Below are 26209 nucleotides of genomic sequence, written 5' to 3'. Positions count from 1 at the left end.
GTGCGCGCCGACGAATCGGCGGATGCGGCGAGCGTCGATGTGGCCCGCGGGGCCTCGGGTTCATAAGGTGGGGTCATGGCAACCACCCCCCTCAACCCGCTCGACGACCCGGCAGCCGATCCGTTCGAGATCGCGCGCCGCGCCGCCGACGACATCGCGCGTCTCACCGGCGTCGCCCAGCACGACATCGCCCTCACGCTCGGCAGCGGCTGGGGCAAGGCCGCGGAGCTCATCGGTGAGACCGTCGCGACGATCGATGCACCGGAGGTCACGGGCTTCAGCAAGCCGGCGCTGGAGGGCCACGTCGGGACGCTCCGGAGCGTCCGCACGCCCTCGGGCAAGCATGTGCTGGTCATCGGCGCACGCACGCACTACTACGAAGGCCACGGCACCCGCCGCGTCGTGCACAGCGTGCGCACGGCGGCCGCGACCGGCGCCCGCACCATGGTGCTCACTAACGGCGCCGGCGGAATCAAGGAGCACTGGAAGCCCGGGACGCCCGTGCTGATCAGCGACCACATCAACCTCACCGCGGACTCGCCGCTCGAGGGCGCGACCTTCATCGACCTCACCGACCTCTACTCCTCGCGCCTGCGCGATCTCGCGCGCACCGTAGACCCGAGCCTGGATGAGGGCGTCTACTGCCAGTTCCGCGGACCGCAGTACGAGACGCCGGCCGAAGTGCAGATGGCCAAGATCATCGGCGGCCACATCGTCGGCATGTCGACCGCTCTCGAGGCGATCGCCGCCCGTCAGGCAGGGATGGAGGTGCTGGGCTTCTCGCTCATCACCAACCTCGCCGCCGGCATCTCCCCCACCCCGCTCAGCCACGCCGAGGTCATCGAGGCCGGCCGTGAGGCGGAGCCGGTCATCTCCGACCTCCTCGCCCGCGTGATCGGCCAGCTGTGAGCGAGGTCCTCGAGGCCGCCCGCGCGTGGCTCGCGCAGGACCCCGATCCTCAGACACGCGAAGAGCTCACCGACCTCCTCAACGCCGCGGATGCGGGCGGCGCGTCCGCTCTCGGCGAACTGCAGGACCGTTTCGGCGCACGCCTCGCCTTCGGAACCGCCGGGCTCCGCGGCGAGCTCGGTGCGGGCAGCAACCGCATGAACCGGGTCCTCGTCGCGCAGGCGGCCGCAGGGCTCGCCGCCTACCTGGCGGCCAACGCGGCCGAAGGTCACACGCCCCGCGTCGTGGTTGGCTACGACGGACGCCGCAACTCGGACGTCTTCGCGCGCGACTCCGCGGAGATCTTCGCGGGGGCGGGACTGGACGCCGTGCTGCTGCCGAGGCTCCTGCCCACCCCGGTCCTCGCCTTCGCCGTCCGGCATCTGCATGCGGACGCGGGCGTCATGGTCACCGCGAGCCACAACCCGCCGAACGACAACGGCTACAAGGTGTACCTCGGCGGAGCGGACGACGGGTCTCAGATCGTGCCACCGGCCGACGGCGAGATCGCGGCGCAGATCTCTCGCATCGCGACGGAGGTCTCCGCGAGCGAGATCCCCCGCTCGCTGGGATACCTCACCGCATCCGAGGAGGTCGTCGAGGCGTACGTCTCCGCCACGGCCGCCGTCGGGCCCGCGCCCGCGGGCGCCGAAGGGTTGCGCTGGGTCTACACCGCGATGCACGGCGTGGGCGGCGAGACCCTGAGCCGCATCGTCGCCGCGGCCGGATACCCCGAACCCGTTCAGGTGGCCGCACAGGCCGAGCCCGACGGGCGCTTCCCGACCGTCGCCTTCCCGAACCCGGAAGAGCCCGGCGCGATGGATCTCGCCTTCGAGACGGCGCGGGAGGCGGATGCCGAGCTCATCATCGCCAATGACCCCGACGCGGACCGCCTGGCGGTGGCCGTGCCCGACGCGGATGCGGAAGGGGGCTGGCGCCGCCTGACGGGCAACCAGATCGGACTGCTGCTCGGCTGGCGCGCGGCGCGCAAGGCGGCGCAGGCCGGCGCATCCGGGACGCTCGCGTGCTCGCTCGTGTCCTCCCCCGGCTTGCAGACCGTCGCCGAGCACTACGGCCTGGGCTTTACCGCGACCCTCACCGGGTTCAAGTGGATCTCGCGCGCACCCGGCCTGATCTTCGGTTTCGAGGAGGCACTCGGATACCTCGTGAACCCCGAGACCGTGCGAGACAAGGATGGCATCTCGGCCGCCGTGGCGGCGCTCGAGCTCGCGAGCGAGGCCCGCGCTGGCGGCAGGACGCTGCAGGACCTGCTCGATGAGTTCGACCGGACGTTCGGGTTCTTCGCGAGCGACCAGATCTCAGTGCGGGTGCAGGATCTGTCCATCATCGGCACGATCATGTCGAGCCTGCGGGCGGATCCCCCGGCGCGCATCGGCGAGGTGAAGGTCAAGGCGGTCGAGGATCTCAGCGAGGGTTCCGAGACGCTCCCGGCGAGCGACGTGCTTCGTTACACGCTGAAAGGCGGCTCGCGCGTCATCGTGCGCCCCTCGGGCACGGAGCCCAAGCTGAAGGCCTACCTCGACGTCCGCGGGGATTCGGCGACGGATGCGGCCGAGCGCATCGCCGCTCTGGGCGACGGGGTGCGGGCGCTGCTGGACGCCCGTTCGTGAGCGACTGGTCCGACGCCCCGCTGCTCGAGAACGCTCACGTGCGTCTCGAGCAGCTGGGGCCCCAGCACGCCGACGACCTCGCGGCGGTCGTCGCGGTCGACGACCTCTGGCGCACCTGGTACACCCGCATCCCTTCGCCCGACGGCATGCGGGACGAGATCGAGAGCCGTCTTGAACGGCAGCGCGCGGGCCTGGTCGCCCCGTGGGCGATCGTCGACGTGCGAGACGGCCGCGCCGTGGGCATGACGACCTACCTCAACCTCGACGAGGCCAATCGTCGGCTCGAGATCGGCTCGACGTGGATCGGGCGCCCCGCCCAGGGCGTCGGCATCAACCCGGCCGCGAAGCTCCTGTTGCTGGAGCGCGCCTTCGACGTGCTCGGATGCGGCGCGGTCGAGTTCCGCACCCATTGGCACAACCATCAGTCCCGCGCGGCGATCGCCCGGCTCGGTGCCAAGCAGGACGGCGTGCTGCGCAACCACACGGTGTGGGCCGACGGCACGATCCGCGACACCGTCGTCTTCTCGATCATCGACGGCGAGTGGCCGACGGTCCGCGCCGCGCTGACCGCCCGCCTCCGCCAGCGCTGACGCCCCGCATCCGCTCACGCGCCGCATCCGTCCGGCCGCGGCATCCCTCCGGGCGCGGCATCTCTCCGGGCGCGGCATCTCCGTGTCTCAATCGTTCACGCGGATCGCGTCCGAACCCTGCACGAGTGAGACACGCACCGACCCCACGCCGCCCGTGTCTCGGACGTTCACGCCACGACGCTCCGGAACGTGCACGACGGAGACACGCACGATTCGAGGGCGGCGAGCGCCCGCGGATCCTCGCCCGCCGCGGAGCCGGAGTCAGCCGTCGATGACGGCGACGAGCTCGTCGAGGAAGGCGGAGAAGTCGGTGCCGCGGCGCACAATGCGCTGCACGGAATCGCGCTCGCTGAACACCTCGACGAACTGCTCGAACACGGTCTGGAAGGCTTCGCGATCGGTCTCGGAGAACGCCGCGAGCGCGACGACCTGCACCCGGGAATCCCCCCACGGCATCGGCGGGTCGGCGATCCCGATCGCGATGGCCGTGCGCACCGCGGTCATCCCGATCGCATGCGGCACCGCGAGGGCATCGGTGAACGCCGTCGATGACAAGTGCTCGCGTTCGATGGCCCGCTCGACGTAGTCCGCATCGATGATGCCGCGCTCGACCAGCATTCCGCCGAGCTGGCGGATGACACCCTCCTCGCCGTGCGACGCGTCGAGACCGCGCACGAACGACGCCGCGTCGAAGTAGCGCTCGAGCTCGGCGCGCAGCCGCGCGAGGCGGCGTCCACGGCGGATGCGGCCGGCGACGGCCTGGACGCGCTCGATGTCGCTGGGGGTCAGGAACGGCTGGATCCGCACGAAGCGCTCCCCCGACACGGGCGCATCGATCGTCGTCAGCACGAGATCGGTGTCGATCGCTGCCCAGTCGGGGTCGACCCGCGTCTCGACGTCGACGACCTCGATGGCCTGGCCGAGCGAACGGTCCACGCTCGAGCGCAGCAGCTCGTGGAGCTCGTAGTAGCCCGGACACACGATGGTCGCGGTCAACAAATTGTCGGAGCGACGGCTGCGCTCGAGCTGCCCGCCGACGTGCATCGCGATGTAGGCGATCTCGTCGTCCAGCAGCGGGATGTCGAGCCGCTCCTGCAGCCTGCTCGCGATGTAGACGGCGACGTCGAAGATCATCGGATACGTCGACTTCAGCGAGCGGGTCAGGGGGTTTCGCGACCACGCGTTCTCCCGGGCGCGAAGACGCAGATTCTGCACGTGCAGGCTCAGACGCTGCACGAACTCGGGCGCGAGGATGTCGACGAGGAACTCGGATGCGGCCTCGGCCACCACCTCGCTCACCACCTGCTCCACCTCGGCGTCCAGCGGCGTCCGCGCCGAATCGGCCGCACCGGGGGCGACGATGCGCGTCAGCACGATCGTCGCGAGGTGGATCGTGTCTCCCGTACCCAGGCGCACACCCAGATGCTCCTGGGCGAGCTCGTCGATGACCCGGGCGATCGCCGCCTGCGCATCGGTCGGCGTGGTCGCCGCCTCGTCCAGCGCGCGGCCGAGCGAGACCCGATCGGCCGAGATCGCGATGTGCATCAGCACATCGGCGATGCCGAACTCGTTCACGTAGTAGCCCAGCTCGCTCAACCGAGCCACGAGCTCCGCCTTGAACTGGCCGAATGCGCGCGGCGCGACGGACTCCTCACCCAGCGTGCGCCGCAGCGCCGAGAGGTCGAAGGCACCCTCGTCCATCTCGTCGTGCACGAGACGGCTGAGGAGCCGGCGCTGTGCGGCTTCGGAGCCGACGAGCCGTGCACGGGAGGCGGAGCGCTCCAGCACCAGCTCCGTGCCTCCCAAGAGCCCTCGCACCCGGGCGAGATCGGACTCGAGCGTGGCGGGGCTGACGAAGAGCCGGTCGGCCGTCTCGAAGACGTCGATGCCCTCATCGCCGGCGAGCAGCGCCCGCACGATCGTGTGGAGCCGGTCGCGCGGGGTTCCCGCATCCGTCGGGTGATCGCGCAGCGTGACGGCCGCCTCGGCGCCGGCGCGATAGCCCAGCGGACCCGATTCGACGGCACCGGCGGCACGCGCGTTCAACGCGGTGACGTAGCTGCGGATGCTGCGCGGCGTCACCCCGAGCAGGTCGGCCAGGGTGCCGGCGGTGATCCAATCGCGCTCGCGGACCAGGATGCCCAGCACCCTGTCCTGTCGCGCTCGCGTCACGTCACCCTCCGAGATCCCGGCTGGCACCGGCACTCCATTCCATCACGTGGGCGACAGGACGGGTCCGCCCTGCCGCGGCGATTTCCGCTCGGGGCGGAAGAACCTCTGGTTGCCGCGCTCTCGGGAGGTTCACAGGATGGAGAGGAAGGAGGCGGGTCGATGAGGATCCTGGTGGTGTGCGGCGCTGGTGCGTCGAGCACATTCGTGGCACAGCGGCTGCAGCGAGCGGCGGTGTCCGCCGGGCTCGATCTCCAAGCCGAGGCGGTACCGCACGTCGCGTTGACGGCGCGGATCGGCGAGGCGGAGCTTGTACTGATCGGACCGCACCTGACCCAGGTGGCGGACAGCATCCGAGAGGATGCGGAGCGCCACGGAGTTTCCGTGATCGTCCTGCCCGAGGACATCTTCACGGACCGAGACGGTCGGCGAACGCTCGACCTGATCACGAACCAGGCAGCGTCGCTGTCCGGCCCCACGGCCTGAGAAGGAAAGGCACCCACATGTCCCTCGCAACCCGAACCGTGCGCATCGGCTCGTCGCACGGCCTGCACGCCCGCCCCGCGAAGCTCTTCGCTCAGGCGGCCAAGGATGCGGGCGTCCCGGTGACGATCGCGAAGGACTCGGGGGCGGCGACGAACGCCGCCAGCATCCTCGGAGTCATCTCGCTCGGTCTGGATTACGGCGACTACGTGACCCTGACCGTGGAAGGCGGAGATGCCGAGGCGATCCTCGACCGCCTCGCAGACCTGCTGACCACCGACCACGACGCCGCCTGAGGAGAGACACCATGAGCACCACCATTCCCGGAGTCGGTATCGGACTCGGCGTCGCGCAGGGACCCGTCGCCCGCATGGCAGCGCCCCTTCCCGCGCCCGCCGATGAGCCGTCGACGCTCGATGTCGCGGCTGAGACGGCGCGCGTGAGAGAAGCCGTCGCGGCGGTCGCCCGTGAGCTGGAGCAGCGCGGCGCCACCGCCGGCGGTGCCGCGCAGGACGTCCTCGAGGCCCAGGCGATGATGGCCGAGGATCCGGCACTGGAATCCGAGGTCGACACACGTCTCGCCGCGGGCGCCACGGCCGAGCGCGCCGTGTACGACGCCTTCGCGAGCTTCCGCGACACCCTCGTCGCCGTCGGCGGCTACCTCGGCGAGCGCGCCGCGGACCTCGACGACGTCGCCCAGCGCGTGATCGCCCGCCTGCAAGGCGTCGCGGCACCCGGCCTCCCTGAGCCGGGGCACCCCTACGTTCTGGTGGCGACCGACCTCGCTCCCGCCGACACCGCGCTGCTGGATCTCGACCAGGTGCTCGCGCTCGTCACGAGCGAGGGCGGCCCCACCTCGCACACCGCGATCCTGGCCCGAGAGAAGGGCATCGTCGCCATCGTGGGCGCCGCCGGCGCCGCAGACCTCATCGACGACCAGGTCGTCATCGTGGACGCAGCCGCAGGCGTGGTCACCACCGACCCGACCGAAGATGAACTGCGTCGCGCGCAGAACCGCGCCGACGCGCGCGCCTCGGCCGCATCCGCCCCGATCACCGCGGGCGCTCTCGCCGACGGCACCGCGGTGCCGCTTCTGGCCAACCTCGGAAATCCCGAGGGAGCCGCCGAGGCCGTCGCACTGGGTGCCGAGGGCGTAGGCCTGTTCCGGACCGAGTTCCTGTTCCTCAGCTCCGCCAACGCGCCCACGGTCGCCCAGCAGCGCGAGTCGTACACGCGCCTGCTCTCCGCATTCCGCGGCAAGAAGGTCGTCGTCCGCGCCCTGGACGCGGGCGCCGACAAGCCGCTCGCCTTCCTCAACGATGCACACGAGGAGAACCCCGCGCTCGGGCTCCGGGGACTGCGCGCCCTCCGCGCGAACGAGGACATCCTGCGCGAGCAGCTCACAGCCCTCAGCGAAGCGGATGCGGCCGTCGCCGCATCCGGTGAACCCGCTGACCTCTGGGTCATGGCACCGATGGTCGCCACCGTCGAGGAGACGACCTATTTCGTGGAACTCGCTCGCGAGTTCGGCATCAAGACGGCCGGCGTCATGGTCGAGGTCCCCTCGTCCGCTCTGCTCGCCGACCGCGTGCTCAAGCACGCCGACTTCGCGTCCATCGGGACGAACGACCTGACCCAGTACACGCTGGCCGCCGACCGTCTGCTGGGCTCTGTCGCCGGTTTCCAGGACCCGTGGCACCCCGCTGTTCTGGGGCTCATCGGGATCACCGGTCGCGCCGGAAAGGAACTCGGCAAGCCGGTCGGCATCTGCGGCGAGGCGGCAGCCGACCCGCTGCTGGCCGTCGTCCTGGTCGGCCTGGGCGCGACGAGCCTTTCGATGGCCCCGACCGCCCTGGCGGACGTGCGCGCCACCCTCCTGAAGTACACCCTCGAGGATGCCCGCCGCATCGCCGAGGCCGCCCTGTCCGCCGATGACGCCGCGTCCGCACGCGACGCCGCTCGTGCGGCCGCAACGCCCACCCTGTAACACCCCTTCACGCAAAGAGTAGAAAGAGACAGTCTCATGACGACGACGTCAGCTCCCGTCAAGCAGCCGGGAGGAGCCCGGGTCGCAGTCCAGCGATTCGGCACGTTCCTCTCCGGCATGATCATGCCCAACATCGCGGCCTTCATCGCCTGGGGCTTCATCACGATGCTCTTCATCCCCGCCGGGTTCTTCGGCGTGGACAGCCCCTTCGGCTGGCACTGGTACCCCGTCTCCGAGATCATCGGCGGTGGCGGCGACTCGGCCGTCATCGGGTGGAACGGCGCGATGACCGCGCTCGCCCAGGGCGACGGCGGCACCTTCCAGGCCTACGCGGGCCTCGTGGGGGCCATGGTCACGTACCTGCTCCCGCTGCTGATCGCGAACACCGCGGGCCGCATGGTCTACGGCGAGCGCGGCGGCGTGGTGGCCACCATCGCCACCATGGGTGTCATCCTCGGCACCAACATCCCGATGTTCCTCGGCGCGATGATCATGGGCCCGATCGCGGCCTGGATCACCAAGCAGATGGACAAGCTGTGGGACGGCAAGATCAAGCCCGGCTTCGAGATGCTGGTCAACAACTTCTCCGCCGGTATCCTCGGCATGATCCTCGCGATCATCGGCTTCTTCGCGTTCGGTCCGGTCTTCCTGGCCATCAGCGAGGGCCTCGGCAGCGCGGTGAACTGGCTGGTCTCGCTGAACCTGCTGCCGCTCGTGTCGATCATCGTCGAGCCGGCCAAGGTGCTGTTCCTCAACAACGCCATCAACCACGGCGTGTTCACTCCGCTGGGCATCCAGCAGGCGGACGAGGTCGGCAAGAGCATCCTGTTCCTCATCGAGGCCAACCCCGGCCCCGGCATCGGACTCCTGCTCGCGTTCTCGTTCTTCGGCGTCGGCATGGCCAAGGCCTCGGCTCCGGGCGCGGCGATCATCCAGTTCTTCGGCGGCATCCACGAGATCTACTTCCCGTACGCGCTGAGCAAGCCGATCACCATCCTCGCGCTCATCGCGGGTGGCGCGGCCGGCGTGACCACCAACATGGTGCTCGGCGGCGGTCTCGCCTTCCCCGCGGCCCCCGGCAGCATCATCGCCGTGGGAGCTGCGGCCATCGGCCCGGGCGTCGGCAACCTGCTGATCGTGTTCCTCTCCGTGCTCATCGCCGCGGCGGTCACCTTCATCCTGACGGCGATCATCCTGCGGGCCTCGCGTAAGCGCGACCTCGCGGCCGAGGCGGACACGTTCGGCGCGGCGATCGCTCAGACCGAGGCGAACAAGGGCAAGTCGTCCGCCGCCATGGACGCCCTGCGCGCCTCGAACTCCTCGGATGCGGTCGCCGCACGCGAGGCCAACGAGGTGCTCGACAAGCTCGAGACCGAGGTGGAGACCGGCGGCCTGGCCGACGGCGGCCTGCTCACGACGACGAAGGTCACCAACATCGTCTTCGCGTGCGACGCCGGCATGGGCTCCTCCGCGATGGGCGCGAGCGTGCTGCGCAACAAGATCAAGAAGGCGGGCGTCGAAGGCGTCACGGTCACCAACAAGGCGATCGCGAACCTCGACGGCAGCGAGGACTTGGTCATCACGCAGAACCAGCTCACCGACCGCGCGCGCAAGCAGACGCCGGGAGCTGTGCACGTCTCGGTCGACAACTTCATGAACTCTCCGAAGTACGAAGAGGTCGTGGACCTGGTGGTCGATCAGCAGAAGGATGGTCAGCAGGGCTGACCCACAGGATGCGGGTCGCACACCTCGTGCGACCCGCATCCGCGTCCCGCGGGCACGAGATGCCCGCGGTGCCGTGAGCAGGCAGCGCGCGGCAGGAACGGGAAAGGAAGAATCATGGCAGTTCTCGGTATCGGACAGGTGCGCATCCACTCGGGCGGCGCGAGCCGCGATGAGGCGATGCGCGAAGCGGCCGACATCCTCGAGTCCGCGGGGGCGGTCACGGGCAGGTACTTCGACGCCATGCAGCAGCGCGAGCAGGCCGTCTCGACCTACATGGGCAACGAGCTCGCGATCCCGCACGGCACCAACGAGACCAAGGACGAGATCCTCGCCTCCGGTCTGTCCGTCGTCCGCTACGACGGCGGCATCGACTGGGACGGCAACCCCGTGTCGTTCGTAATCGGCATCGCCGGCAAGGGCGACGAGCACCTCGACATCCTGTCGCAGATCGCGCTGCTCTTCTCCGACGAGGACGACGTCGCGCGTCTCAAGGCCGCCTCGACGCCCGAGGAGCTCTACGAGTTGCTCGCGTCGGTGAACGCATGAAGGCCGTCCACTTCGGCGCCGGCAACATCGGCCGCGGCTTCGTCGGTCTGCTCCTGCACGAGGGCGGTTACGAGGTTGTGTTCTCCGACGTGTCGGCCGGGCTCGTCGATGCGATCAACGCCGTCGACAGCTACACGGTTCACGAGGTCGGCGACGGAGGCACGGATGTCGTGGTCACCGGCTTCCGGGCGCTCAACAGCGCGGAAGACCCGCAGGCCGTCGTCGACGAGATCGCGTCGGCAGACGTCGTCACGACCGCGGTAGGCCCCACGATCCTGAAGTTCGTGGCTCCTCTGATCCGCGCCGGACTCGCCCAGCGCGACGAGACCCTCGCACCGCTGCAGGTGATGGCCTGCGAGAACGCGATCGGCGCCACCGACCAGCTGCGCGCGCACATCGAGGAGCAGGCAGGCGATGACTGGTCGGCACTGTCCGCGCGTGCCGTGTTCGCGAACACCGCGGTCGACCGCATCGTGCCGGGCCAGCCGGCGGATGCCGGTGTCGACGTGGTCGTCGAGCCCTTCTACGAATGGGCGATCGAGCAGGCGCCTTTCCAGGGCGAGCTGCCCCGCATCCCGGGCGCGCATTTCGTGGACGACCTGGCGCCGTACATCGAGCGCAAGCTCTTCACGGTGAACACGGGCCACGCCGCGACCGCTTACTACGGCGCGCGCGCGGGCATCGAGCGGATCTCGGATGCGCTCGCCTCCGCCGAGATCGCCGCGGCCGTCTCCGCGACGCTCGCCGAGACGTCCGCCGTGCTCATCGCAAAGCATGAGTTCGCGCCCGACGAGCTCGCCCGCTACCGGGAGACGATCCTGTCCCGCTTCCGTAACCCGGCCCTGCCCGACACGGTGTGGCGCGTGGGCCGTCAGCCGTTGCGCAAGCTCTCGCGCCACGAGCGCTTCGTCGGCCCCGCCGCGGAGGCGGCGGAGCGCGGGCTGTCCACCGAGGCTCTCGTTGCGACCATGGGTGCCGCGCTCTCCTTCTCTTCCCCCGAAGATCCGGAGGCCGTCGAGCTGCAGCGTCTGCTGGGCACGAAGAGCGCCGCCGCGTTCACGACCGAGGTCACAGGGCTCGAGGCACAGCATCCGCTGTTCGCCGCCGTGCGCGACGTCGTCGCAGCACACCAGGCGGTCTGAGCATCCGCTTACGATCCCCGCACCCGTCCGCCGACGGGTGCGGGGATCGCCGCATTCTCACGGCCAGCTGCCTCTAGCCTGGACCGGTGCCCGATCCCTCGCCTTCTCGTCCTCGCCGCCGCATCCGACGGGCTCTGGCATGGTCGTTCGGCGGCCTGGGCGCACTCGTGGTAGCCGGCGTTCTGGGCGTGCTCATCTGGGGACAGGTGGGCGTCATGGCTGCCGAGCCCGGGCCTCTCGACGCGGTTCGCGCCGACACGGCGATCACCCTCGACGAACAGGCCGGTGCGATCGTCCTCTCCCCCGCATCCGGCTCATCCGAGGTGGGGCTCGTGTTCATCCCGGGCGCCAAAGTCGAGCCGATCGCGTATGCAGCCACGCTCTCAGGTCTCGTGGACGACGGCATCACGGTCGTGATCACACGCCCCTGGTACAACCTCGCGTTCCTCGATCCGCGACCGCTCGACGCGTTCACCTCCCTCGCGCCCGGCGTCGACACGTGGATGGTGGGCGGCCACTCGCTCGGCGGCGTGCGTGCCTGCCAGCTGGCAACGGATGCGGACGCACTCGTGCTCTTCGCCTCCTACTGCGCGAACGACGTGTCGGCGACGGAGCTCCCCGTGCTCAGCATCGGCGGCAGCGAGGACGGACTGTCGACCCCGGCGAAGATCCGGGATGCCGCGCATCTTCTTCCGGCCGACGCCCAGTTCGTCGAGATCGACGGCGCGTCGCACGCATCCTTCGGCGCCTACGGCCCGCAGGCAGGCGACGGCACGCCCACGATCGGCGAGGCTGAGATGACCCGGCGGGTGACGGAGCTCGTCACCGACTTCGCCGCGTCGCTGCCTCGCTGACCCCGTGCCCCCGGCGGCAGCGCCCCGTCGGGCGCGGCATCCAGCATCCCGTGTCTCATTCCTTCACGTCCCGGGCCACAAGTGCGTGCACGCCTGAGACGCGCAGCGCACCCTGTCGCGTCCGTGCCTCACCAATTCACCTGGCACACATAAAGACCGTGCACGGTCGAGACACGCAGCTCAGCCGAGCCCCAGCGCGTCTCACTCCTTCACGCCGCAGGCTCCAAGTGCGTGAACATTTGAGACACGCACCGAGCGCGCCGAGGTCAGAGCGCGGACCGCGACCCCCGGTCCGTCCAGCCCCGTGCGATGAGCGCTGCACGTACCTTGGCGACCGCGATTCCCGGGTCGGGTGAGAGGTGGTGATCCAGGATGCGGACGAGGTGCCATCCCGCATCCCGAATCGCGTCCCAGCGATCCGCGTCGCGGCGGAACTGCGTGACGCTGAACGCGTGTTGACGCCCGTCGTACTCCACGGCCACACGGTATGCAGGAAACGACTCATCCAGACGCGCGATGGTGCGTCCCTGTGCGTCCCGAAGCGGCAGGTTGAGCTCAGGTTCGGGTAGTCCCGCGCGCACCAGCACCAGACGCAACAGCGTCTCCCGCCCAGACTCCGACCCCTCCCGGATGAGTGACAGCGGCTCGCCGAGGACGTCGCCGCGCATCCGCAGTGCCTCGGTCGTCAGCGCCCGGATGGTGGTGACGGGACGGTCGCGACGCACGAGGTGATCGGCGGCGACGACGAGGTCATCCGTCATCCAGGTTCGGGATGCCTGCACCCAGGCTCTCTCGGGAGCTTCAACAGGAAGCCGACCGAGCAGGCGGATGCCGGGGTCCCGCTGCTGCAGACGGTGGCCGTTCACACCGCGGGTCCGCGGCGGGGAGGCGGGCCGGTGCACCGAGACGTGCACCGCCCGCGCATCCGGCGCCGGAACCGTGGCGCCGTAGAGGGCGAGTGCCGTGGCGTGGCTGAAGAATTGCCCCTCCCGCAGACGGGGCAGATACCAATGGCACAGCCGGATGAGCTCGTCGATCTTCGGATGCGGCTCCGGCCGCTCCGCACGCACGCCATGGAACGGTGCGATGAACCGGCTCCCTTGGAGAACCCCGCGTCCGATTCCGGCCTCCCGCGCGGATCTATAGGAGAAGGCGGAGGTCGGGAACGCCGCGTCGGTCATCCGCAGATCCCATCACGGCAACGCACCGCGTCTCCCCCCGCTCGCGCGCATCGTCGGCGACCCGCCGAACTCACACACTTGGGGAGGGCCCGTCTTGCCGACGGCCACACACGGGTCTCAGTCGTTCACGCTCGAGAGGCGCTGAAAGTAAATCAGTGAGCCAAGCACCCGAGGCACCCGCACTCGCGTCTCACTGGTTCACGCTCAACGACCCGAAACCGTGGACAATCGAGACACGGAGCGAGAGCGCCGACAGGTACCCGCATCCGTGTCTCACTCCTGCACCCCACGCACACCAAAAACGTGAACAAGTGGGACACGGAGAGTCGGAGCCACCAAGCAGCCGCCTCCGTGTCTCACCGGTTCACGCCCGACGCCTAGCGACGGTGAACGATTGAGACACGGGGTGGAAGAGCGCCGAACCCAATGCCGCCGGGGCGGCATCCGCCGCATCGAGGCTCAGCGATCGAAGCCGTCGCTGATGAGGTCGATCAACTCCTCGCGCTCCTCGACCGGGAGGAACACGCCCGCGGCGGCGTTGATCTGGAAGGTCTCGAGGTCGTCCAGACCGTAGTCGAACGCCTCCACCAGCAGCGCCAGCTCGCGGGTGAGCGAGGTGCGGCTCTGCGTGCGGTTGTCGACGTTCACCGTGACGGCGAAGCCGAGCTGGTAGAGCAGGTCGAACGGATGGTCCGCCATCTCCTCGCCCCAGGCCGCGATCGCACCGGTCTGCAGGTTGGAGCTCGGCGAGAGCTCGAGCGGGATCTCCCGGTCGCGCACCCAGCGCGCCAGGTCTCCGAAAACGACCTCGACGACGTCCCCCTCGCGCGAGACGACCTCGAGGTCCTGGGCGATGCGCACACCGTGCCCCAGACGCAGGGCGCGTCCGTCCAGGAGCGCCGAGCGGATCGAGTCCAATCCGGCAGCCTCGCCGGCGTGAACCGTGACGGGGAAGAACTGGGAGGCGAGGTAGTCGAAGGCCTCGCGGTGGCGCGACGGCAGGAACCCGTCCTCCGGCCCGGCGATGTCGAACCCGACGGCGCCGCGGTCACGGAAGGCGACGGCGAGCTTGGCGATCTCCAGCGAACGGTCGGTGTGGCGCATCGCGGTGATGAGCTGACCGATGCGGATGTCGCTTCCCGCGTCCGCGGCCGCATCCTCACCCTCTTCGATCCCCTCCTGCACGGCCTCGACGACCTCTTCGAGCGACAGGCCGCCCGACAGGTGCTGCTCGGGAGCCCAGCGCACCTCGCCATAGATCACGCCGTCGGCGGCCGCGTCCTCGACGAACTCACGCGCGATCCGCGTGAGGTTCTCCCTCGTCTGCATCACCGATGTCGTCAGATCGAACGTCTTGAGGTATTCCACGAGCGATCCCGAGTCGCTCGACTCGGCGAACCAGTCGGCGAGGTCGTCGCCGTCGCTCTCGGGCACGGGCACACCCGCGGCCTCCGCCAGCTCGATGATGGTGTCGGGGCGCACGGCGCCGTCGAGGTGGTCGTGCAGGGAGATCTTGGGCAGACTCCGCAGCGACACTCCGTCGAGGGTGGCATCGCCGTTCTGGTCGATAGGCATGGGGGGTGCTCCTCGCTGGTGGCGGTGATTCTCAGGCGGTGATGCGTTCTGCGACGCGGGCGGATGCGGCCGGTGCCGCATCGCCGATGTCCCATGCTCCCTCGAGCGCCTCGAGAGCGCGCGGGAAACGTGCAGCATCCTCCGCCGACAGGGTGAACAGCGGGTGACCCGCTTCGATGCGCTCACCGAGCTGCGCGTGCAGGTCGATGCCGGCAGCGTGCACCACGGCGTCCTGCGGGCGTGCGCGTCCCGCGCCCAGCCGCCAGGCGGCGATGCCGAACGGCAGCGCCTCCAGGCGAGTGACGACGCCGGAACGGGGGGCGAGCACGGTGTGCGTCTCGCGGGCGACAGGCAACGCGGCATCCGGGTCGCCGTCCTGCGCGATGATCATGCGACGCCAGACGTCCATGGCCCGACCGTCCTTCAGCGCCGCCTCGACGTCCGCGTCGGGCTGACCGGCCAGCGTCAGCATCTCGCGGGCGAGGGCGACCGTCAGTTCGACGACGTCGGCAGGGCCCCCGCCGGCGAGCACCTCCACCGACTCGCGCACCTCGTTCGCGTTGCCGATCGCCCGACCCAGCGGGCTGTTCATGTCGGTGAGCAGGGCCGTCGTCGCAACGCCCGAGTCGTTGCCGAGTGCGACCATCGTGCGCGCGAGCTCGCGAGCCCTGTCGATGTCCTGCATGAAGGCGCCCGAACCGAACTTCACGTCGAGGACGAGGGATGCGGTGCCCTCCGCGATCTTCTTCGACATGATGCTCGACGCGATCAGCGGGATGGCCTCGACGGTGCCCGTGACATCACGCAGCGCGTACAGGCGCTTGTCGGCGGGTGCGAGCCCCGAGCCCGCGGCGCAGATCACGGCGCCGACGTCGTCCAGCTGCGCGAACATCTCGTCGTTGGACAGGGCGGCGCGCCACCCCGGGATCGACTCGAGCTTGTCGAGCGTGCCACCCGTGTGCCCGAGGCCGCGTCCCGAGAGCTGCGGCACCGCGACACCGAATGCCGCCACCAGCGGCGCCAGTGGAAGGGTGATCTTGTCTCCCACGCCGCCGGTGGAGTGCTTGTCGACCGTGGTCTTGGACAGCGCCGTGAAGCTCATCCGCTCACCGGAGGCGATCATCGCGTCGGTCATCACGCGGATCTCGTCCCGGCTCATGCCGTTCAACAGCACGGCCATCGCGAAGGCGGACATCTGCGCGTCCGTCACGTACTCCCGCGTGTAGGCGTCGATCATCCACCGGAGCGCTGCTTCGTCGACGGGTCGTCCGTCGCGCTTGGCGCGGATCACATCGACGGCGTCGAAGGGCTCGACGGCGCTCATCGGCGATACTCCTCGAGGTCGCGGGGGCCGAACGCGTCGGGCAGGACCTCATCGATCGTGCGGATGCCCGACACCGTCTCCAGCAGCATCCCCGGCAGTGCGAACTCGTTCAGCAGCTGACGACAGCGACCGCAGGGCATGATCGTCTGGCCGTCGCCGTTCACACACACGAACGCGACGAGCTGGCCGCCCCCCGTCATGTTCAGATCCGAGACGAGCCCGCACTCCGCGCACAGTCCGACGCCGTAGGAGGCATTCTCGACGTTGCAGCCCGAGACGATCCGCCCGTCGGTGACGAGCGCGGCCGCGCCCACCTTGTAACGGGAGTAGGGCGCGTAGGCGCGCTGCATGGCCTCGGTGGCGGCGGTGCGCAGCTCGTCCCAGTCGATGTCGGTCACGGTGTCCTCTCGAGAAAGCGGATGCGGGCCTCAGCCCTTGATGTACGGCTTGCCCGCAGCGGCGGGGCCCCGGATCTGCCCGGCGAAGCCGGCCACGGCCAGGATCGTCACGACGTAGGGCAGCATGAGCATGAATTCGCTGGGGATCGGCGTCTTGAGGATCGTCAGCAGGTTCTGCAGGTTCGTGGCGAACCCGAACAGCAATGCCGCGAGCGTCGCGCGGATCGGGTCCCAACGGCCGAAGATGACCGCGGCGAGGGCGATGAAGCCGAGGCCGGCGGTCATGTCCTTGCCGAACTGCGGCACCGACACCAGCGTGAAGTACGCCCCGCCGATGCCGGCGATCGCGCCGGCGAGCGACACGTTCCAGAACCGCGAGGCGTTCACCTTGATCCCCACCGTGTCGGCGGCCTGCGGATGCTCGCCGACGGCGCGCAGGCGGAGCCCCCAACGAGTGCGGTACAGCCCCCAGGCCACGAGCGCGACCGTGATGAACATCAAGTACACGATGAACGTCTGGTTGAACAGCACCGGCCCGATGACGGGGATCTCGCTGAGACCGGGGATCTGCAGCCGAGTGAAGCGCTCGGGGCGGTTCAGCTGGTCCTCGTTCGGTGCCAGCAGGGCCCCGTACAGGAATCCCGTCAGCCCAGTGACCAGAACATTGAGCACGACACCGACGATGACCTGGTCGACGAGGTACTTGATCGCGAACGCGGCGAGCACGAACGACACGAGAACGCCGCCGATCATGGCGCCGATGAGCCCGATGAAGGGGTTGCCGGTGATGCTGGACAGCAGCGCCGCGGAGAACGCCCCGAGCAGCAGCTGTCCCTCGATGGCGACGTTGACGACACCGACTCGCTCTCCGATCACGCCGCCGAGGGCGCCGAACACGAGCGGAACCGACAGCGACACGGCGCCGAAGAGCAGGCTCGGAACCGGGACGAGCCCGTCGGCACCGGCCCACACGAGGAACGCGAAGACGCCGAGGATGCTGAACGCGATGGTCAGCCAGAGAGGCTGGCGACGGTACGACCACGCGAGCCAGAAGGCGACGAGCGTCAGAACCAGCAGAACCGCCCATACCAGCCACGATGTGACGGCCGTGGGCACGCCCACATCCGCCAAGGCCAGCGCCTGCGACGGGTCGCCGAGGCGGAACGAAGACGTGCCGTCGCGCGGAGAGAGGCCGAACAGCGCCGCCAGCAGGGCGACGACCGCGGCCAGCACGATGGGGCCCTTGAAATGACGCTGCTTGACGACGGCGAGGTGGATCGTGCCGTCGCTCTGTTCGAGCTGCGCCGTGGCGTTTTCAGAGATCGGAGCGCTCACGCGGCCACCGCCTTCTTCGCGGCCTTGGCTCGCGCCTTGGCGGCCTTCTCGGCATCGGATTTGGGCAGGAAGAACACCGCGCGCAGCAGCGGCGGCGCGGCGATGAAGAGCACGATGAGCGACTGCACGACGAGAACGATGTCCACCGGGATGCCCTGGGCCTGCATCGAGAAGGATCCGGCCTTCAGCGCGCCGAACAGGATTCCCGCGGCGAACGTGCCCCAGGCGCGGCTGCGCCCGAGCAGGGCGACCGTGATGGCGTCGAAGCCGATGCCGGCGTCGATCGTGGCGCCGAATCCGGTCGTCACGGTTCCCTGGATCTGGTTCATCGCCGCGAGACCGGCGAGACCGCCCGCGAAGAGCATCGCGTAGATGTAGAGGCGATCGACGCTCATGCCCGCCGCACGCGCGGCGTGCGGGTTCTCCCCCACTGCCCGCAGACGCAGGCCGAGGCTGGAGCGCTCGATGAGCCACCACACGAAGACGGTCGCCGCGATGACCACGACGAAGCCCCAGTTGAGCTGCGGGAACTGCGGCCCCAGCAGGTCGGGGAACTGCGCCGACTCGGGGGTCGGTTTCGTGATGGGCTGGTTGGTCCCCTCCATCTGGAGCAGACCGGGGGTTCGCAGCATCCAGAGCAGCAGGTAGTACGCCACGTAGTTGAGCATGATCGTGAGGATCACCTCGTGGGCACCCGTGCGGGCCTTCAGCAGACCCACCAGGCCGCCCCACAGCGCCCCGCCGACGATGCCCGCGACGAGCGTGATGGGCAGGTGCAGCCAGAGGGGCAGATCGAGGTTGAAGGCGAACAGTCCTGCGAACATGGCCGCGATGAGCATCTGACCGCGGGCGCCGATGTTGAAGAGCCCCGCGCGGAAGGCGAGGGCCACGCCGAGACCCGCCGCGATGAGCGGCGTCGCGAAGCCCAGCGCGTTCGTCAACGGCCGGATCTGCGCCGCGAAGTCCGCACCTCGGGCGTTGAAGATCGCTCCGCGGAACAGTGCCTCGTAGCCGTTGTAGACGGCCTGCCAGATGGCCACGAAGGTGTCGCCCGGCCGCGCGAAGAAGTAACCGGATGCGGCCTGCACATTCTCGTTGGTGACGGCGATGAGGACGCCGCCGACGATCATGGCGAGCACGATCGCGAGCAGCGTCGTCACCGCGCTGCCGCGCATGAGCTCACGCAGGAAGATGCCGGATCGCGTGGGGGCGATCTCCTCGCCGGTCAGCGGACCGGTCGCGCGCGGGAGCTCGGCCTCACCATCGCTCGGGCGCGCGCTCCCGTCGCTCGTGGGCGTCGAACCGCTCATGCGGCCACCTCCGGGTCGGTTGCGCCGGCCATCATGAGGCCGAGGGTGTCACGGGACGTGTCGCCGGGGACGATGCCGACGACGGTGCCGCGGTACATCACGGCGATGCGGTCGGCGAGGGCGCTGACCTCATCCAGCTCGGTCGAGACCACGACGATCGGGATGCCGGCATCCCGCGTCTCGATGATGCGCTTGTGGATGAACTCGATGGATCCGACGTCGACGCCGCGGGTGGGCTGAGCGACGACCAGCAGGCGCAGGTCGCGGCTCATCTCGCGCGCGATGACCACCTTCTGCTGGTTTCCACCCGACAACGTGCCCGCGGGAGTCTCCGGGCCGCGGGTGCGGATGTCGTACTCCTGGATACGGTCGCGCGCGAACGCATCCAGGGCGCGGCGGCGCAGCGTGCCGCCGCGGGCGAAAGCGGGGTCGGACGAACGATCGAGCACGAGGTTCTCGGCGACCGAGAAACCGCCGACCAGGCCGTCTTCCTTCCGGTCCTCCGGAACGAACCCGACACCCTCGTCGAGGATCGCTCGCACGCTCTTGCCGACCAGCTCGGTGCCATCGAGGCTGATCGAGCCCTCGACGCGCGCCGCGAGGCCGACGATCGCTTCGACGAGTTCGGTCTGGCCGTTGCCCTGGACCCCGGCGACCGCGAGCACCTCTCCGGGGCGCACGTCGAAGTCGACGCCGTCGACGACGATCGCACCGGTGGAGGTGAGAACACGCAGCCCGCTGACCTTCAGGCCCCCCTCGCCGAGCGTCGGCGGCTCCTTCTGGACGGTGAGCTCGACAGCACGCCCCACCATGAGGGAGGCGAGCTCGGTGTTGGTCGCGGTCGGCGACGCTTCGCCGACGACCTTGCCGAGTCGGATGACGGTGATGCGGTCCGCGACCTCGCGGACCTCACGCAGCTTGTGCGTGATGAAGACGATGGAGGTGCCCTCGTCGCGCAGCTGGCGCATGATCGCCATGAGTTCGTCGGTCTCCTGCGGCGTCAGCACCGCAGTGGGCTCGTCGAACACGAGGACCTTCGCGTCGCGGGAGAGCGCCTTGATGATCTCGACGCGCTGCTGTACGCCGACGGGAAGGTCGCCCACGAGGGCGTCCGGATCGATCTCGAAGCCGAAGCGCTGCGCTACGTCGCGCACGTGCCGTCGGGCGGCGTTGAGATCGAGGCGACCGAGAGCTTTCGTGCTCTCGTGTCCGAGCATCACGTTCTCGGCGACGGTGAAGACGGGGATGAGCATGAAGTGCTGATGCACCATGCCGATGCCGGCGGCCATGGCATCGCCGGGGCCGCGGAAGTTCTGGACGACGTCGTCCAGGAGGATCTCGCCCTCGTCGGCGCGATACAGGCCGTACAGCACGTTCATCAACGTGGACTTACCGGCACCGTTCTCGCCCAACAGCGCGTGGATCTCGCCGGGCTCGACCACCAGATCGATGTGGTCGTTGGCGACGAGGCTGCCGAATCTCTTGGTGATCCCGCGGAGCTCGAGCTTCATAGATGCACCCTACCTGGGTCGAAATTGCCTGTCGAAGGCGTCGGAACGGGACTCGGGGCGAGCGGCTGGATAGCCACTCGCCCCGAGGTGGTGCGGTTCAGATCAAGAACCGGCGGGAGAGTTCTTCGACGTCACCGTGATGGTGCCGGCGATGATGTCTTCCTGGAGCTTGGCCAGCTCGTCGGTCAGCCCCGCAGGCAGCTGCGACTCGAAGTCGTGGAAGCTCGAGAGCTTGACGCCCTCGTTCTTCAGCGTGCCGACGTAGGGGGTCGGGTCGAAGTCTCCCTTGGAGGCCGCCATCGTGGCGTCGTAGACGGCGACGTCGATCGCCTTCATGATCGAGACCAGCGTGACGTCCGCGACGCTGTCGTCAGCGACGGCGAGGTCACTGTCGACACCGAGCATGAGCGTGTTCTTGCCGCTGTCGGCGATGGCCGCGGCGGCGCTCTTGTAGATCGGTCCGCCCACGGGCAGGATCACGTCGACGCCCTGGTCGAGCACACCCTGAGCGGTCTGCTTCGCGGTGTCGTTGGCGTCGAAGCCGCCGGTGAACGACCCCTCCTGCGTGTCGACGTTCCAGCCGAAGAGCTGGACGTTCGCGCCCTTGTCCTCGTTGTACTTCTCGACGCCCAGCTCGTAGCCGTCCATGAAGACCGCCACCGAGGGGATCTGCATGCCGCCGAAGGTGCCGACCTTGTTCACGCCCGACTGAGCGGACCAGGCAGCGGCCGCGTAGCCACCGAGGTAGGCGGCCTCAGCGGTGTTGAAGACGAGCGGCTTGATGTTCGGCGCGTCGGTCTTGCCGTCGAAGTCGGTGTCGGCGTAGTCGTCGATGATCGCGAAATCGAGGTCCGGGTTCGCGTTGGCGGCCTCGACGGTCGCGGCGGCGAGCTTGAAGCCGACCGCGATCACCAGGGTGCAGCCCTCGGAGATGGCCGTCTGCATGTTGGGCGCGTAGTCGTTGTCGTTGGTCGACTCGAACTCGAGCGCGGAGACACCGAGTTCCTTGACGGCCTTGTCCATGCCGTTCTTGGCGGACTCGTTGAACGACTTGTCGTCCCAGCCGCCCGCATCGGAGACCAGGCACGGCTTGAAGCCGTCGACGACGTCGGATGCGGAGCCGCTCGTCGTTTCGGTCGTGGGGGCGGAACCACAGCCGGCCAGCAGCACCGCGGTGGCCGCGATCGCCAGGCCGCCGAGCAGCGCCTTGGTCGTCGTCTTCTTCACGAGTCCTCCATCAAGAGACGTAAGAATGCCCCGGCAGTTCCGGGGACGGATGCGGCAACGTTACCTAATGTGACGCGCGCACAACGGGCCGAGCGGCAGGCCGCAACGCAATGGTTACAAACGGCCCGTGACGCGCGTCTCGCCCGGCTGCGGCGCGGCGCCGCATCCGGTCTCAGAGCACGTCGCCGCGGCCGTTGAGTTTCAGCGCGTCGACGACCTGCTTGACCCGCTGCGCGTGCTCGGTCGTGGTGACCAGGAGGGCATCGGGGGTGTCGACCACGACGATGTCCTGCACGCCGATGAGGCTGATCACACGTTGCGTCTGCGTCACCACGATGCCACTGGAGGCGTCGGAGAGGATCCGCGCGTGCTCGCCGAGCACGGCGAGGTCGTTCTTCCGGCCGTTCGAGACGAGCTTGGTGAGGCTCGCGAAGTCGCCCACATCGTCCCAGTCGAAGTGGCCGGGGATGACGGCGAGCTTGCCCTTGGCGGCCGCAGGCTCGGCGACCGTGTAGTCGATCGCGATCTTCTTCAGGGCGGGCCAGATGCGGTCGACGGCCGGACCGCGGCGGTCGCGGTCGTCCCAGGCGTCCGCCAGTTCGACCAGACCCGCGTGCAGCTCGGGCTCGTTCGCCTCGATCTCGGCCAGCAGCACATCCGCGCGCGAGATGAACATGCCGGCGTTCCAGGAGTAGGCGCGGTCGGTGAAGTACTCGCGCGCCGTGGCGAGATCGGGCTTCTCGACGAAGCGATCGACGAGAGCCGCTTCCGGGGCGCCGTCGATGATGAGTTCGTCGGCCTTCTTGATGTACCCGAACCCGGTGGACGGCTCCGAGGGCTGGATGCCGATCGTGCAGATGTATCCGGCGCGAGCCACCGCTACCGCCTGACGGACGGCGAAGTCGAAGACCCGAGAGCCTTGGATCACGTGGTCCGCGGCGAACGAGCCGATCACGACGTCCGGCTCGCGCCGCACCAGGATGGCGGCGGCGAGGCCGATCGCCGCAGTGGAATCGCGCGGCTCGGATTCCAGGAACACGTTCTTGTCGGGGATGCCGGGCAGTTGCTCCTCGACCGCAGCGCGGTGCGCACGCCCGGTGACGACCGCGATCCGGTCGTGGCCGGCCAGCGGCTCCAGACGGTCCCAGGTGTCGCGCAGCAGCGTCTGTCCGGAGCCGGTCAAGTCGTGCAAGAACTTCGGCGCGTCGGCCCGCGAGAGCGGCCAGAGCCTGCTGCCGATGCCGCCGGCCGGAATGACGGCGTAGAAACCCTCGATCTCATTCCCCATACCGGACACCCTATCCGCCGCATATGTCGCGCGAATGTCGGCGGCCGAACGCTCGACCCCCGAGCACCATCCCCCGATTTATCTCGACGTCGAGATTGTTAGGTTCGCCTAAAGGGCGCCGTCGTGCTGCGGCGAATACACTGTCGGCAGCGCCCGCGTGACGCAGGGGACCAGCAAAAACCCCGAAGGGCAACGCCTGCCCCACCGTGTTCGATCAGGGAGGACGACCGTGGCTGCACCGGCACGCGTCACACCATCGCTCGCTCAGACGACGTCCAAGACGCCGCGCGGAACGCTCTACCGCGGCAACGAGGGCATGTGGTCGTGGGTGCTGCACCGCATCACGGGTGTGTCGATCTTCTTCTTCCTGCTCGTGCACGTGCTCGACACCGCCCTCATCCGCGTCTCCCCCGAGGCGTACGACGCGGTCATCGGCACCTACAAGAACCCCGTGATGGGTATCGGCGAGGTCGTGCTCGTCGCGGCGATCGCGTACCACGCCTACAACGGCCTGCGCATCATCGTCGTCGACTTCTGGTCGAAGGGCGCGCGCTACCAGCGTCAGCTCTGGTGGATCGTGCTGGGCCTCTGGGCCGTCACCATGCTCGGCTTCGCGCCCCGCCACCTCATGAACGTCTTCGCCGCGACGGGAGGCGGTCACTGATGAGCGCGACGATCGCCGATCCCCGCAGCCCGTTCTCCGCCCCGCGCCGCCGGGGCCCCAACCTCGAGAAGTGGGGCTGGGTGTACATGCGTGCCTCGGGCCTCGTGCTCGTGGTGCTGATCTTCGGACACCTCTTCGTCAACCTCATGACGGGCGACGGTATCCACCAGATCGACTTCGCTTTCGTCGCCGGCAAGCTCTCCTCGCCGTTCTGGCAGTGGTGGGATGTCGCGATGCTCTGGCTCGCCCTCATCCACGGCGGCAACGGGATGCGCACGATCGTCAACGACTACGTCACGCACGCGACCACGCGGCGCGTGCTCGTCTGGGCGATCTGGATCGTATCGGCGTTCCTGATCCTGCTCGGCACCCTCGTCGTCTTCACCTTCGACCCCTGCCTCGGCGTGACCAGCGACAGCGTGATGTGGGAGGTGTGCCAGTAGGCACGCCGCGTCCCACGGATCAGAACAGACAAGAGGAATCCCACCTGTGAGCACTCACTCCACCGCGGACACCGTCGTCAAGGACGGTGTCTACTACCACCAGTTCGACATCGTGATCGTCGGCGCCGGCGGCGCCGGGATGCGGGCGGCGATCGAGGCCGGGCCCGGCGCGAAGACCGCCGTCATCTCCAAGCTCTACCCCACCCGCTCGCACACGGGTGCCGCGCAGGGCGGAATGGCCGCAGCCCTCGCCAACGTCGAAGAGGACTCCTGGGAGTGGCACACCTTCGACACGATCAAGGGCGGCGACTACCTCGTCGACCAGGATGCGGCGGAGATCCTCGCCAAGGAGGCCATCGACGCGGTCATCGACCTCGAGAACATGGGTCTGCCGTTCAACCGCACCCCCGACGGCAAGATCGACCAGCGTCGTTTCGGCGGCCACACCGCCGACCACGGTAAGAGCCCGGTGCGCCGCGCCTGCTACGCGGCCGACCGCACCGGCCACATGATCCTGCAGACGCTGTTCCAGAACTGCGTGAAACTCGGCATCAACTTCTTCAACGAGTTCTACGTGCTCGATCTGATCACGGTGGATGACGGCGGCGCCACGAAGGTCGCCGGCGTCGTCGCGTACGAGCTGGCCACCGGCGATCTGCACGTCTTCCAGTCGAAGGCCGTGGTGTTCGCTACGGGCGGCTTCGGCAAGATCTTCAAGACCACCTCGAACGCCCACACCCTCACCGGTGACGGCGTCGGCATCGTCTGGCGCAAGGGGCTGCCGTTGGAGGACATGGAGTTCTTCCAGTTCCACCCGACCGGCCTTGCCGGCCTCGGTATCCTCCTCACCGAGGGTGCGCGCGGCGAAGGCGCCATCCTGCGCAACGCCTCGGGCGAGCGCTTCATGGAGCGCTACGCGCCGACCATCAAGGACCTCGCGCCGCGCGACATCGTCAGCCGCTGCATGGTTCAGGAGGTCGAGGAGGGTCGCGGCGCCGGACCGCACAAGGACTACGTCCTCCTGGACTGCACGCACCTGGGTGCCGAGGTGCTCGAGACCAAGCTCCCCGACATCACCGAATTCGCCCGTACCTATCTCGGCGTCGACCCGGTCGTCGAGCCCGTACCGGTGATGCCGACGGCGCACTACGCCATGGGCGGCATCCCGACCAACATCGAGGCCGAAGTCCTGAGCGACAACGACACCGTCGTTCCCGGTCTCTACGCCGCGGGCGAGTGCGCGTGTGTTTCGGTGCACGGCTCCAACCGCCTCGGCACCAACTCCCTGCTCGACATCAACGTGTTCGGAAAGCGGGCCGGACGCAACGCGGTGAAGTACGTCCAGAGCGGCGCGGACTTCGTTCCGCTGCCCGAGGACCCGGCCCGCGACGTGCGCGAGATGATCGAGGGCTTGCGCAACAACCCCGGCACCGAGCGCATCGCGGTGCTGCGCAAGACGCTCCAGGACGAGATGGACCGCAAGGCCCAGGTGTTCCGCACCGACCAGTCCTTGGGCGAGGTCATGCTCGTCATCGCCGAGCTGCGTGAGCGCTACAAGAACATCCACGTCGACGACAAGGGCAAGCGCTACAACACCGATCTGCTCGAGGCCGTCGAGCTCGGCTTCCTCCTCGACATCGCCGAGGTCGTCGCCGTCGCCGCACGCAACCGCAGGGAGAGCCGCGGCGGCCACATGCGCGACGACTACCCGACGCGCGACGACGAGAACTACATGAAGCACACGATGTCCTACCTGTCGGGCGATGCGCACTCCTCGCACCCGGAGGACCACATCCGCCTCGATTGGAAGCCGGTCGTCTTCACCAAGGACGAGGCCGGGGAACTGCGCTACCCGCCGCTGGAGAGGAAGTACTAAGC

Annotated in this window: 24 protein-coding genes; 13 read left to right on the top strand and 11 right to left on the bottom strand. The window is 68.9% G+C overall.

Annotated elements, in window-relative coordinates:
* Nucleotides 1–75 precede the first annotated feature (75 nt).
* The 3 genes from ACYVJS_RS02475 to ACYVJS_RS02465 are packed head-to-tail and all read left to right on the top strand — an operon-like array spanning nucleotide 76 to nucleotide 3169.
* A complete protein-coding gene (locus tag ACYVJS_RS02475) occupies nucleotides 76–909 on the top strand; it encodes a purine-nucleoside phosphorylase (protein WP_460737453.1) in 834 nt (277 codons plus the stop codon).
* Complete coding sequence (locus tag ACYVJS_RS02470; RefSeq protein WP_460737451.1) at nucleotides 906–2579, top strand: phospho-sugar mutase; 1674 nt, start codon at nucleotides 906–908, stop codon at nucleotides 2577–2579. Before ACYVJS_RS02475 ends, ACYVJS_RS02470 begins: the two co-directional genes overlap by 4 nt.
* Nucleotides 2576–3169 (top strand): GNAT family N-acetyltransferase, encoded by a 594-nt coding sequence (locus tag ACYVJS_RS02465; protein WP_460737449.1) that lies wholly within the window; start codon nucleotides 2576–2578, stop codon nucleotides 3167–3169. The genes ACYVJS_RS02470 and ACYVJS_RS02465 overlap by 4 nt, the downstream gene beginning before the upstream one ends.
* Nucleotides 3170–3256: 87 nt before the next feature.
* Here the strand turns inward: ACYVJS_RS02465 and ACYVJS_RS02460 are convergent, their stop codons facing one another.
* Complete coding sequence (locus ACYVJS_RS02460; RefSeq protein ID WP_460737447.1) at nucleotides 3257–3379, bottom strand: hypothetical protein; 123 nt, start codon at nucleotides 3377–3379, stop codon at nucleotides 3257–3259.
* Nucleotides 3380–3430: 51 nt separating this feature from the next.
* On the bottom strand, nucleotides 3431–5341 hold the full coding sequence (locus tag ACYVJS_RS02455) for a BglG family transcription antiterminator (protein WP_460737445.1): 1911 nt from the start codon (nucleotides 5339–5341) through the stop codon (nucleotides 3431–3433).
* A 159-nt stretch (nucleotides 5342–5500) separates the two neighbouring features.
* On the opposite strand from ACYVJS_RS02455, the gene ACYVJS_RS02450 reads away from it, so the two are divergent.
* The 7 genes from ACYVJS_RS02450 (at nucleotide 5501) to ACYVJS_RS02420 (ending at nucleotide 12075) form a co-directional block, all read left to right on the top strand.
* Entirely contained in the window at nucleotides 5501–5824 is a 324-nt protein-coding gene (locus tag ACYVJS_RS02450; protein WP_460737443.1) for a PTS sugar transporter, read from the top strand.
* 17 nt (nucleotides 5825–5841) lie between these two features.
* Nucleotides 5842–6117: an HPr family phosphocarrier protein gene (locus ACYVJS_RS02445; RefSeq protein ID WP_460737441.1), complete on the top strand. Its 276-nt coding sequence runs from the start codon at nucleotides 5842–5844 to the stop codon at nucleotides 6115–6117.
* 11 nt (nucleotides 6118–6128) lie between these two features.
* The gene (gene ptsP / locus ACYVJS_RS02440; RefSeq protein WP_460737439.1) at nucleotides 6129–7808 is read left to right on the top strand and encodes a phosphoenolpyruvate--protein phosphotransferase; all 1680 of its coding nucleotides are present in this window, start codon (nucleotides 6129–6131) and stop codon (nucleotides 7806–7808) included.
* A gap of 36 nt (nucleotides 7809–7844) precedes the next feature.
* Nucleotides 7845–9533 carry a PTS mannitol transporter subunit IICB gene (locus tag ACYVJS_RS02435; RefSeq protein ID WP_460737437.1) on the top strand — a complete coding sequence of 563 codons (1689 nt, stop codon included), beginning with the start codon at nucleotides 7845–7847 and terminating at the stop codon, nucleotides 9531–9533.
* 114 nt (nucleotides 9534–9647) lie between these two features.
* Nucleotides 9648–10079 carry a PTS sugar transporter subunit IIA gene (locus tag ACYVJS_RS02430; RefSeq protein ID WP_460737435.1) on the top strand — a complete coding sequence of 144 codons (432 nt, stop codon included), beginning with the start codon at nucleotides 9648–9650 and terminating at the stop codon, nucleotides 10077–10079.
* Nucleotides 10076–11221 (top strand): mannitol-1-phosphate 5-dehydrogenase, encoded by a 1146-nt coding sequence (locus tag ACYVJS_RS02425; RefSeq protein WP_460737433.1) that lies wholly within the window; start codon nucleotides 10076–10078, stop codon nucleotides 11219–11221. Before ACYVJS_RS02430 ends, ACYVJS_RS02425 begins: the two co-directional genes overlap by 4 nt.
* An 86-nt stretch (nucleotides 11222–11307) precedes the next feature.
* On the top strand, nucleotides 11308–12075 hold the full coding sequence (locus ACYVJS_RS02420) for an alpha/beta hydrolase (RefSeq protein ID WP_460737431.1): 768 nt from the start codon (nucleotides 11308–11310) through the stop codon (nucleotides 12073–12075).
* Between the two features lie 266 nt (nucleotides 12076–12341).
* Here ACYVJS_RS02420 and ACYVJS_RS02415 read toward each other — a convergent pair whose 3' ends face one another.
* The 9 genes from ACYVJS_RS02415 to ACYVJS_RS02375 form a co-directional block, all read right to left on the bottom strand.
* Nucleotides 12342–13256 (bottom strand): hypothetical protein, encoded by a 915-nt coding sequence (locus ACYVJS_RS02415; RefSeq protein WP_460737429.1) that lies wholly within the window; start codon nucleotides 13254–13256, stop codon nucleotides 12342–12344.
* 459 nt (nucleotides 13257–13715) lie between these two features.
* The gene (locus tag ACYVJS_RS02410) at nucleotides 13716–14831 is read right to left on the bottom strand and encodes an adenosine deaminase (protein ID WP_460737427.1); all 1116 of its coding nucleotides are present in this window, start codon (nucleotides 14829–14831) and stop codon (nucleotides 13716–13718) included.
* A gap of 31 nt (nucleotides 14832–14862) precedes the next feature.
* Nucleotides 14863–16155 carry a thymidine phosphorylase gene (locus ACYVJS_RS02405; protein ID WP_460737425.1) on the bottom strand — a complete coding sequence of 431 codons (1293 nt, stop codon included), beginning with the start codon at nucleotides 16153–16155 and terminating at the stop codon, nucleotides 14863–14865.
* Nucleotides 16152–16553: a cytidine deaminase gene (locus ACYVJS_RS02400; RefSeq protein ID WP_460737423.1), complete on the bottom strand. Its 402-nt coding sequence runs from the start codon at nucleotides 16551–16553 to the stop codon at nucleotides 16152–16154. The genes ACYVJS_RS02405 and ACYVJS_RS02400 overlap by 4 nt, the downstream gene beginning before the upstream one ends.
* A 30-nt stretch (nucleotides 16554–16583) precedes the next feature.
* Entirely contained in the window at nucleotides 16584–17888 is a 1305-nt protein-coding gene (locus ACYVJS_RS02395; RefSeq protein ID WP_460737421.1) for an ABC transporter permease, read from the bottom strand.
* The gene (locus tag ACYVJS_RS02390; protein WP_460737419.1) at nucleotides 17885–19198 is read right to left on the bottom strand and encodes an ABC transporter permease; all 1314 of its coding nucleotides are present in this window, start codon (nucleotides 19196–19198) and stop codon (nucleotides 17885–17887) included. Before ACYVJS_RS02390 ends, ACYVJS_RS02395 begins: the two co-directional genes overlap by 4 nt.
* Complete coding sequence (locus ACYVJS_RS02385; protein ID WP_460737417.1) at nucleotides 19195–20709, bottom strand: ABC transporter ATP-binding protein; 1515 nt, start codon at nucleotides 20707–20709, stop codon at nucleotides 19195–19197. Before ACYVJS_RS02385 ends, ACYVJS_RS02390 begins: the two co-directional genes overlap by 4 nt.
* Nucleotides 20710–20811: 102 nt before the next feature.
* Nucleotides 20812–21936, bottom strand: coding sequence for a BMP family lipoprotein (locus tag ACYVJS_RS02380; RefSeq protein WP_460737415.1), 1125 nt, complete (start codon nucleotides 21934–21936; stop codon nucleotides 20812–20814).
* 172 nt (nucleotides 21937–22108) lie between these two features.
* Nucleotides 22109–23224 (bottom strand): mannose-1-phosphate guanylyltransferase, encoded by a 1116-nt coding sequence (locus tag ACYVJS_RS02375; protein WP_460737413.1) that lies wholly within the window; start codon nucleotides 23222–23224, stop codon nucleotides 22109–22111.
* A 229-nt stretch (nucleotides 23225–23453) separates the two neighbouring features.
* Here ACYVJS_RS02375 and sdhC point away from each other — a divergent pair, with 229 nt between their 5' ends.
* From sdhC to sdhA, 3 genes are read left to right on the top strand one after another with little or no spacing between them, the layout of a single operon-like run.
* A complete protein-coding gene (gene sdhC, locus ACYVJS_RS02370; protein WP_243226944.1) occupies nucleotides 23454–23888 on the top strand; it encodes a succinate dehydrogenase, cytochrome b556 subunit in 435 nt (144 codons plus the stop codon).
* A complete protein-coding gene (locus ACYVJS_RS02365; protein WP_307319665.1) occupies nucleotides 23888–24331 on the top strand; it encodes a succinate dehydrogenase hydrophobic membrane anchor subunit in 444 nt (147 codons plus the stop codon). Before sdhC ends, ACYVJS_RS02365 begins: the two co-directional genes overlap by 1 nt.
* A 46-nt stretch (nucleotides 24332–24377) precedes the next feature.
* Nucleotides 24378–26207, top strand: coding sequence for a succinate dehydrogenase flavoprotein subunit (sdhA, locus tag ACYVJS_RS02360; RefSeq protein WP_460737410.1), 1830 nt, complete (start codon nucleotides 24378–24380; stop codon nucleotides 26205–26207).
* The last annotated feature ends 2 nt before the right edge of the window (nucleotides 26208–26209 follow it).

Source organism: Microbacterium neimengense (assembly GCF_054782995.1).
Note: the sequence above shows the minus strand (reverse complement) of the source record. Positions and strands in the feature narration are given on the sequence as shown.

What these genes read in the sequence shown, in the direction of transcription:
- ACYVJS_RS02475 (WP_460737453.1), top strand. Translation starts at nt 76, where the DNA reads ATGGCAACCACCCCCCTCAACCCGCTCGACGACCCGGCAGCCGATCCG.
- ACYVJS_RS02450 (WP_460737443.1), top strand. Translation starts at nt 5,501, where the DNA reads ATGAGGATCCTGGTGGTGTGCGGCGCTGGTGCGTCGAGCACATTCGTG.
- ACYVJS_RS02445 (WP_460737441.1), top strand. Translation starts at nt 5,842, where the DNA reads ATGTCCCTCGCAACCCGAACCGTGCGCATCGGCTCGTCGCACGGCCTG.
- ptsP (WP_460737439.1), top strand. Translation starts at nt 6,129, where the DNA reads ATGAGCACCACCATTCCCGGAGTCGGTATCGGACTCGGCGTCGCGCAG.
- ACYVJS_RS02435 (WP_460737437.1), top strand. Translation starts at nt 7,845, where the DNA reads ATGACGACGACGTCAGCTCCCGTCAAGCAGCCGGGAGGAGCCCGGGTC.
- ACYVJS_RS02430 (WP_460737435.1), top strand. Translation starts at nt 9,648, where the DNA reads ATGGCAGTTCTCGGTATCGGACAGGTGCGCATCCACTCGGGCGGCGCG.
- ACYVJS_RS02425 (WP_460737433.1), top strand. Translation starts at nt 10,076, where the DNA reads ATGAAGGCCGTCCACTTCGGCGCCGGCAACATCGGCCGCGGCTTCGTC.
- ACYVJS_RS02415 (WP_460737429.1), bottom strand. Translation starts at nt 13,256, where the DNA reads ATGACCGACGCGGCGTTCCCGACCTCCGCCTTCTCCTATAGATCCGCG.
- ACYVJS_RS02410 (WP_460737427.1), bottom strand. Translation starts at nt 14,831, where the DNA reads ATGCCTATCGACCAGAACGGCGATGCCACCCTCGACGGAGTGTCGCTG.
- ACYVJS_RS02405 (WP_460737425.1), bottom strand. Translation starts at nt 16,155, where the DNA reads ATGAGCGCCGTCGAGCCCTTCGACGCCGTCGATGTGATCCGCGCCAAG.
- ACYVJS_RS02390 (WP_460737419.1), bottom strand. Translation starts at nt 19,198, where the DNA reads ATGAGCGGTTCGACGCCCACGAGCGACGGGAGCGCGCGCCCGAGCGAT.
- ACYVJS_RS02385 (WP_460737417.1), bottom strand. Translation starts at nt 20,709, where the DNA reads ATGAAGCTCGAGCTCCGCGGGATCACCAAGAGATTCGGCAGCCTCGTC.
- ACYVJS_RS02375 (WP_460737413.1), bottom strand. Translation starts at nt 23,224, where the DNA reads ATGGGGAATGAGATCGAGGGTTTCTACGCCGTCATTCCGGCCGGCGGC.
- ACYVJS_RS02365 (WP_307319665.1), top strand. Translation starts at nt 23,888, where the DNA reads ATGAGCGCGACGATCGCCGATCCCCGCAGCCCGTTCTCCGCCCCGCGC.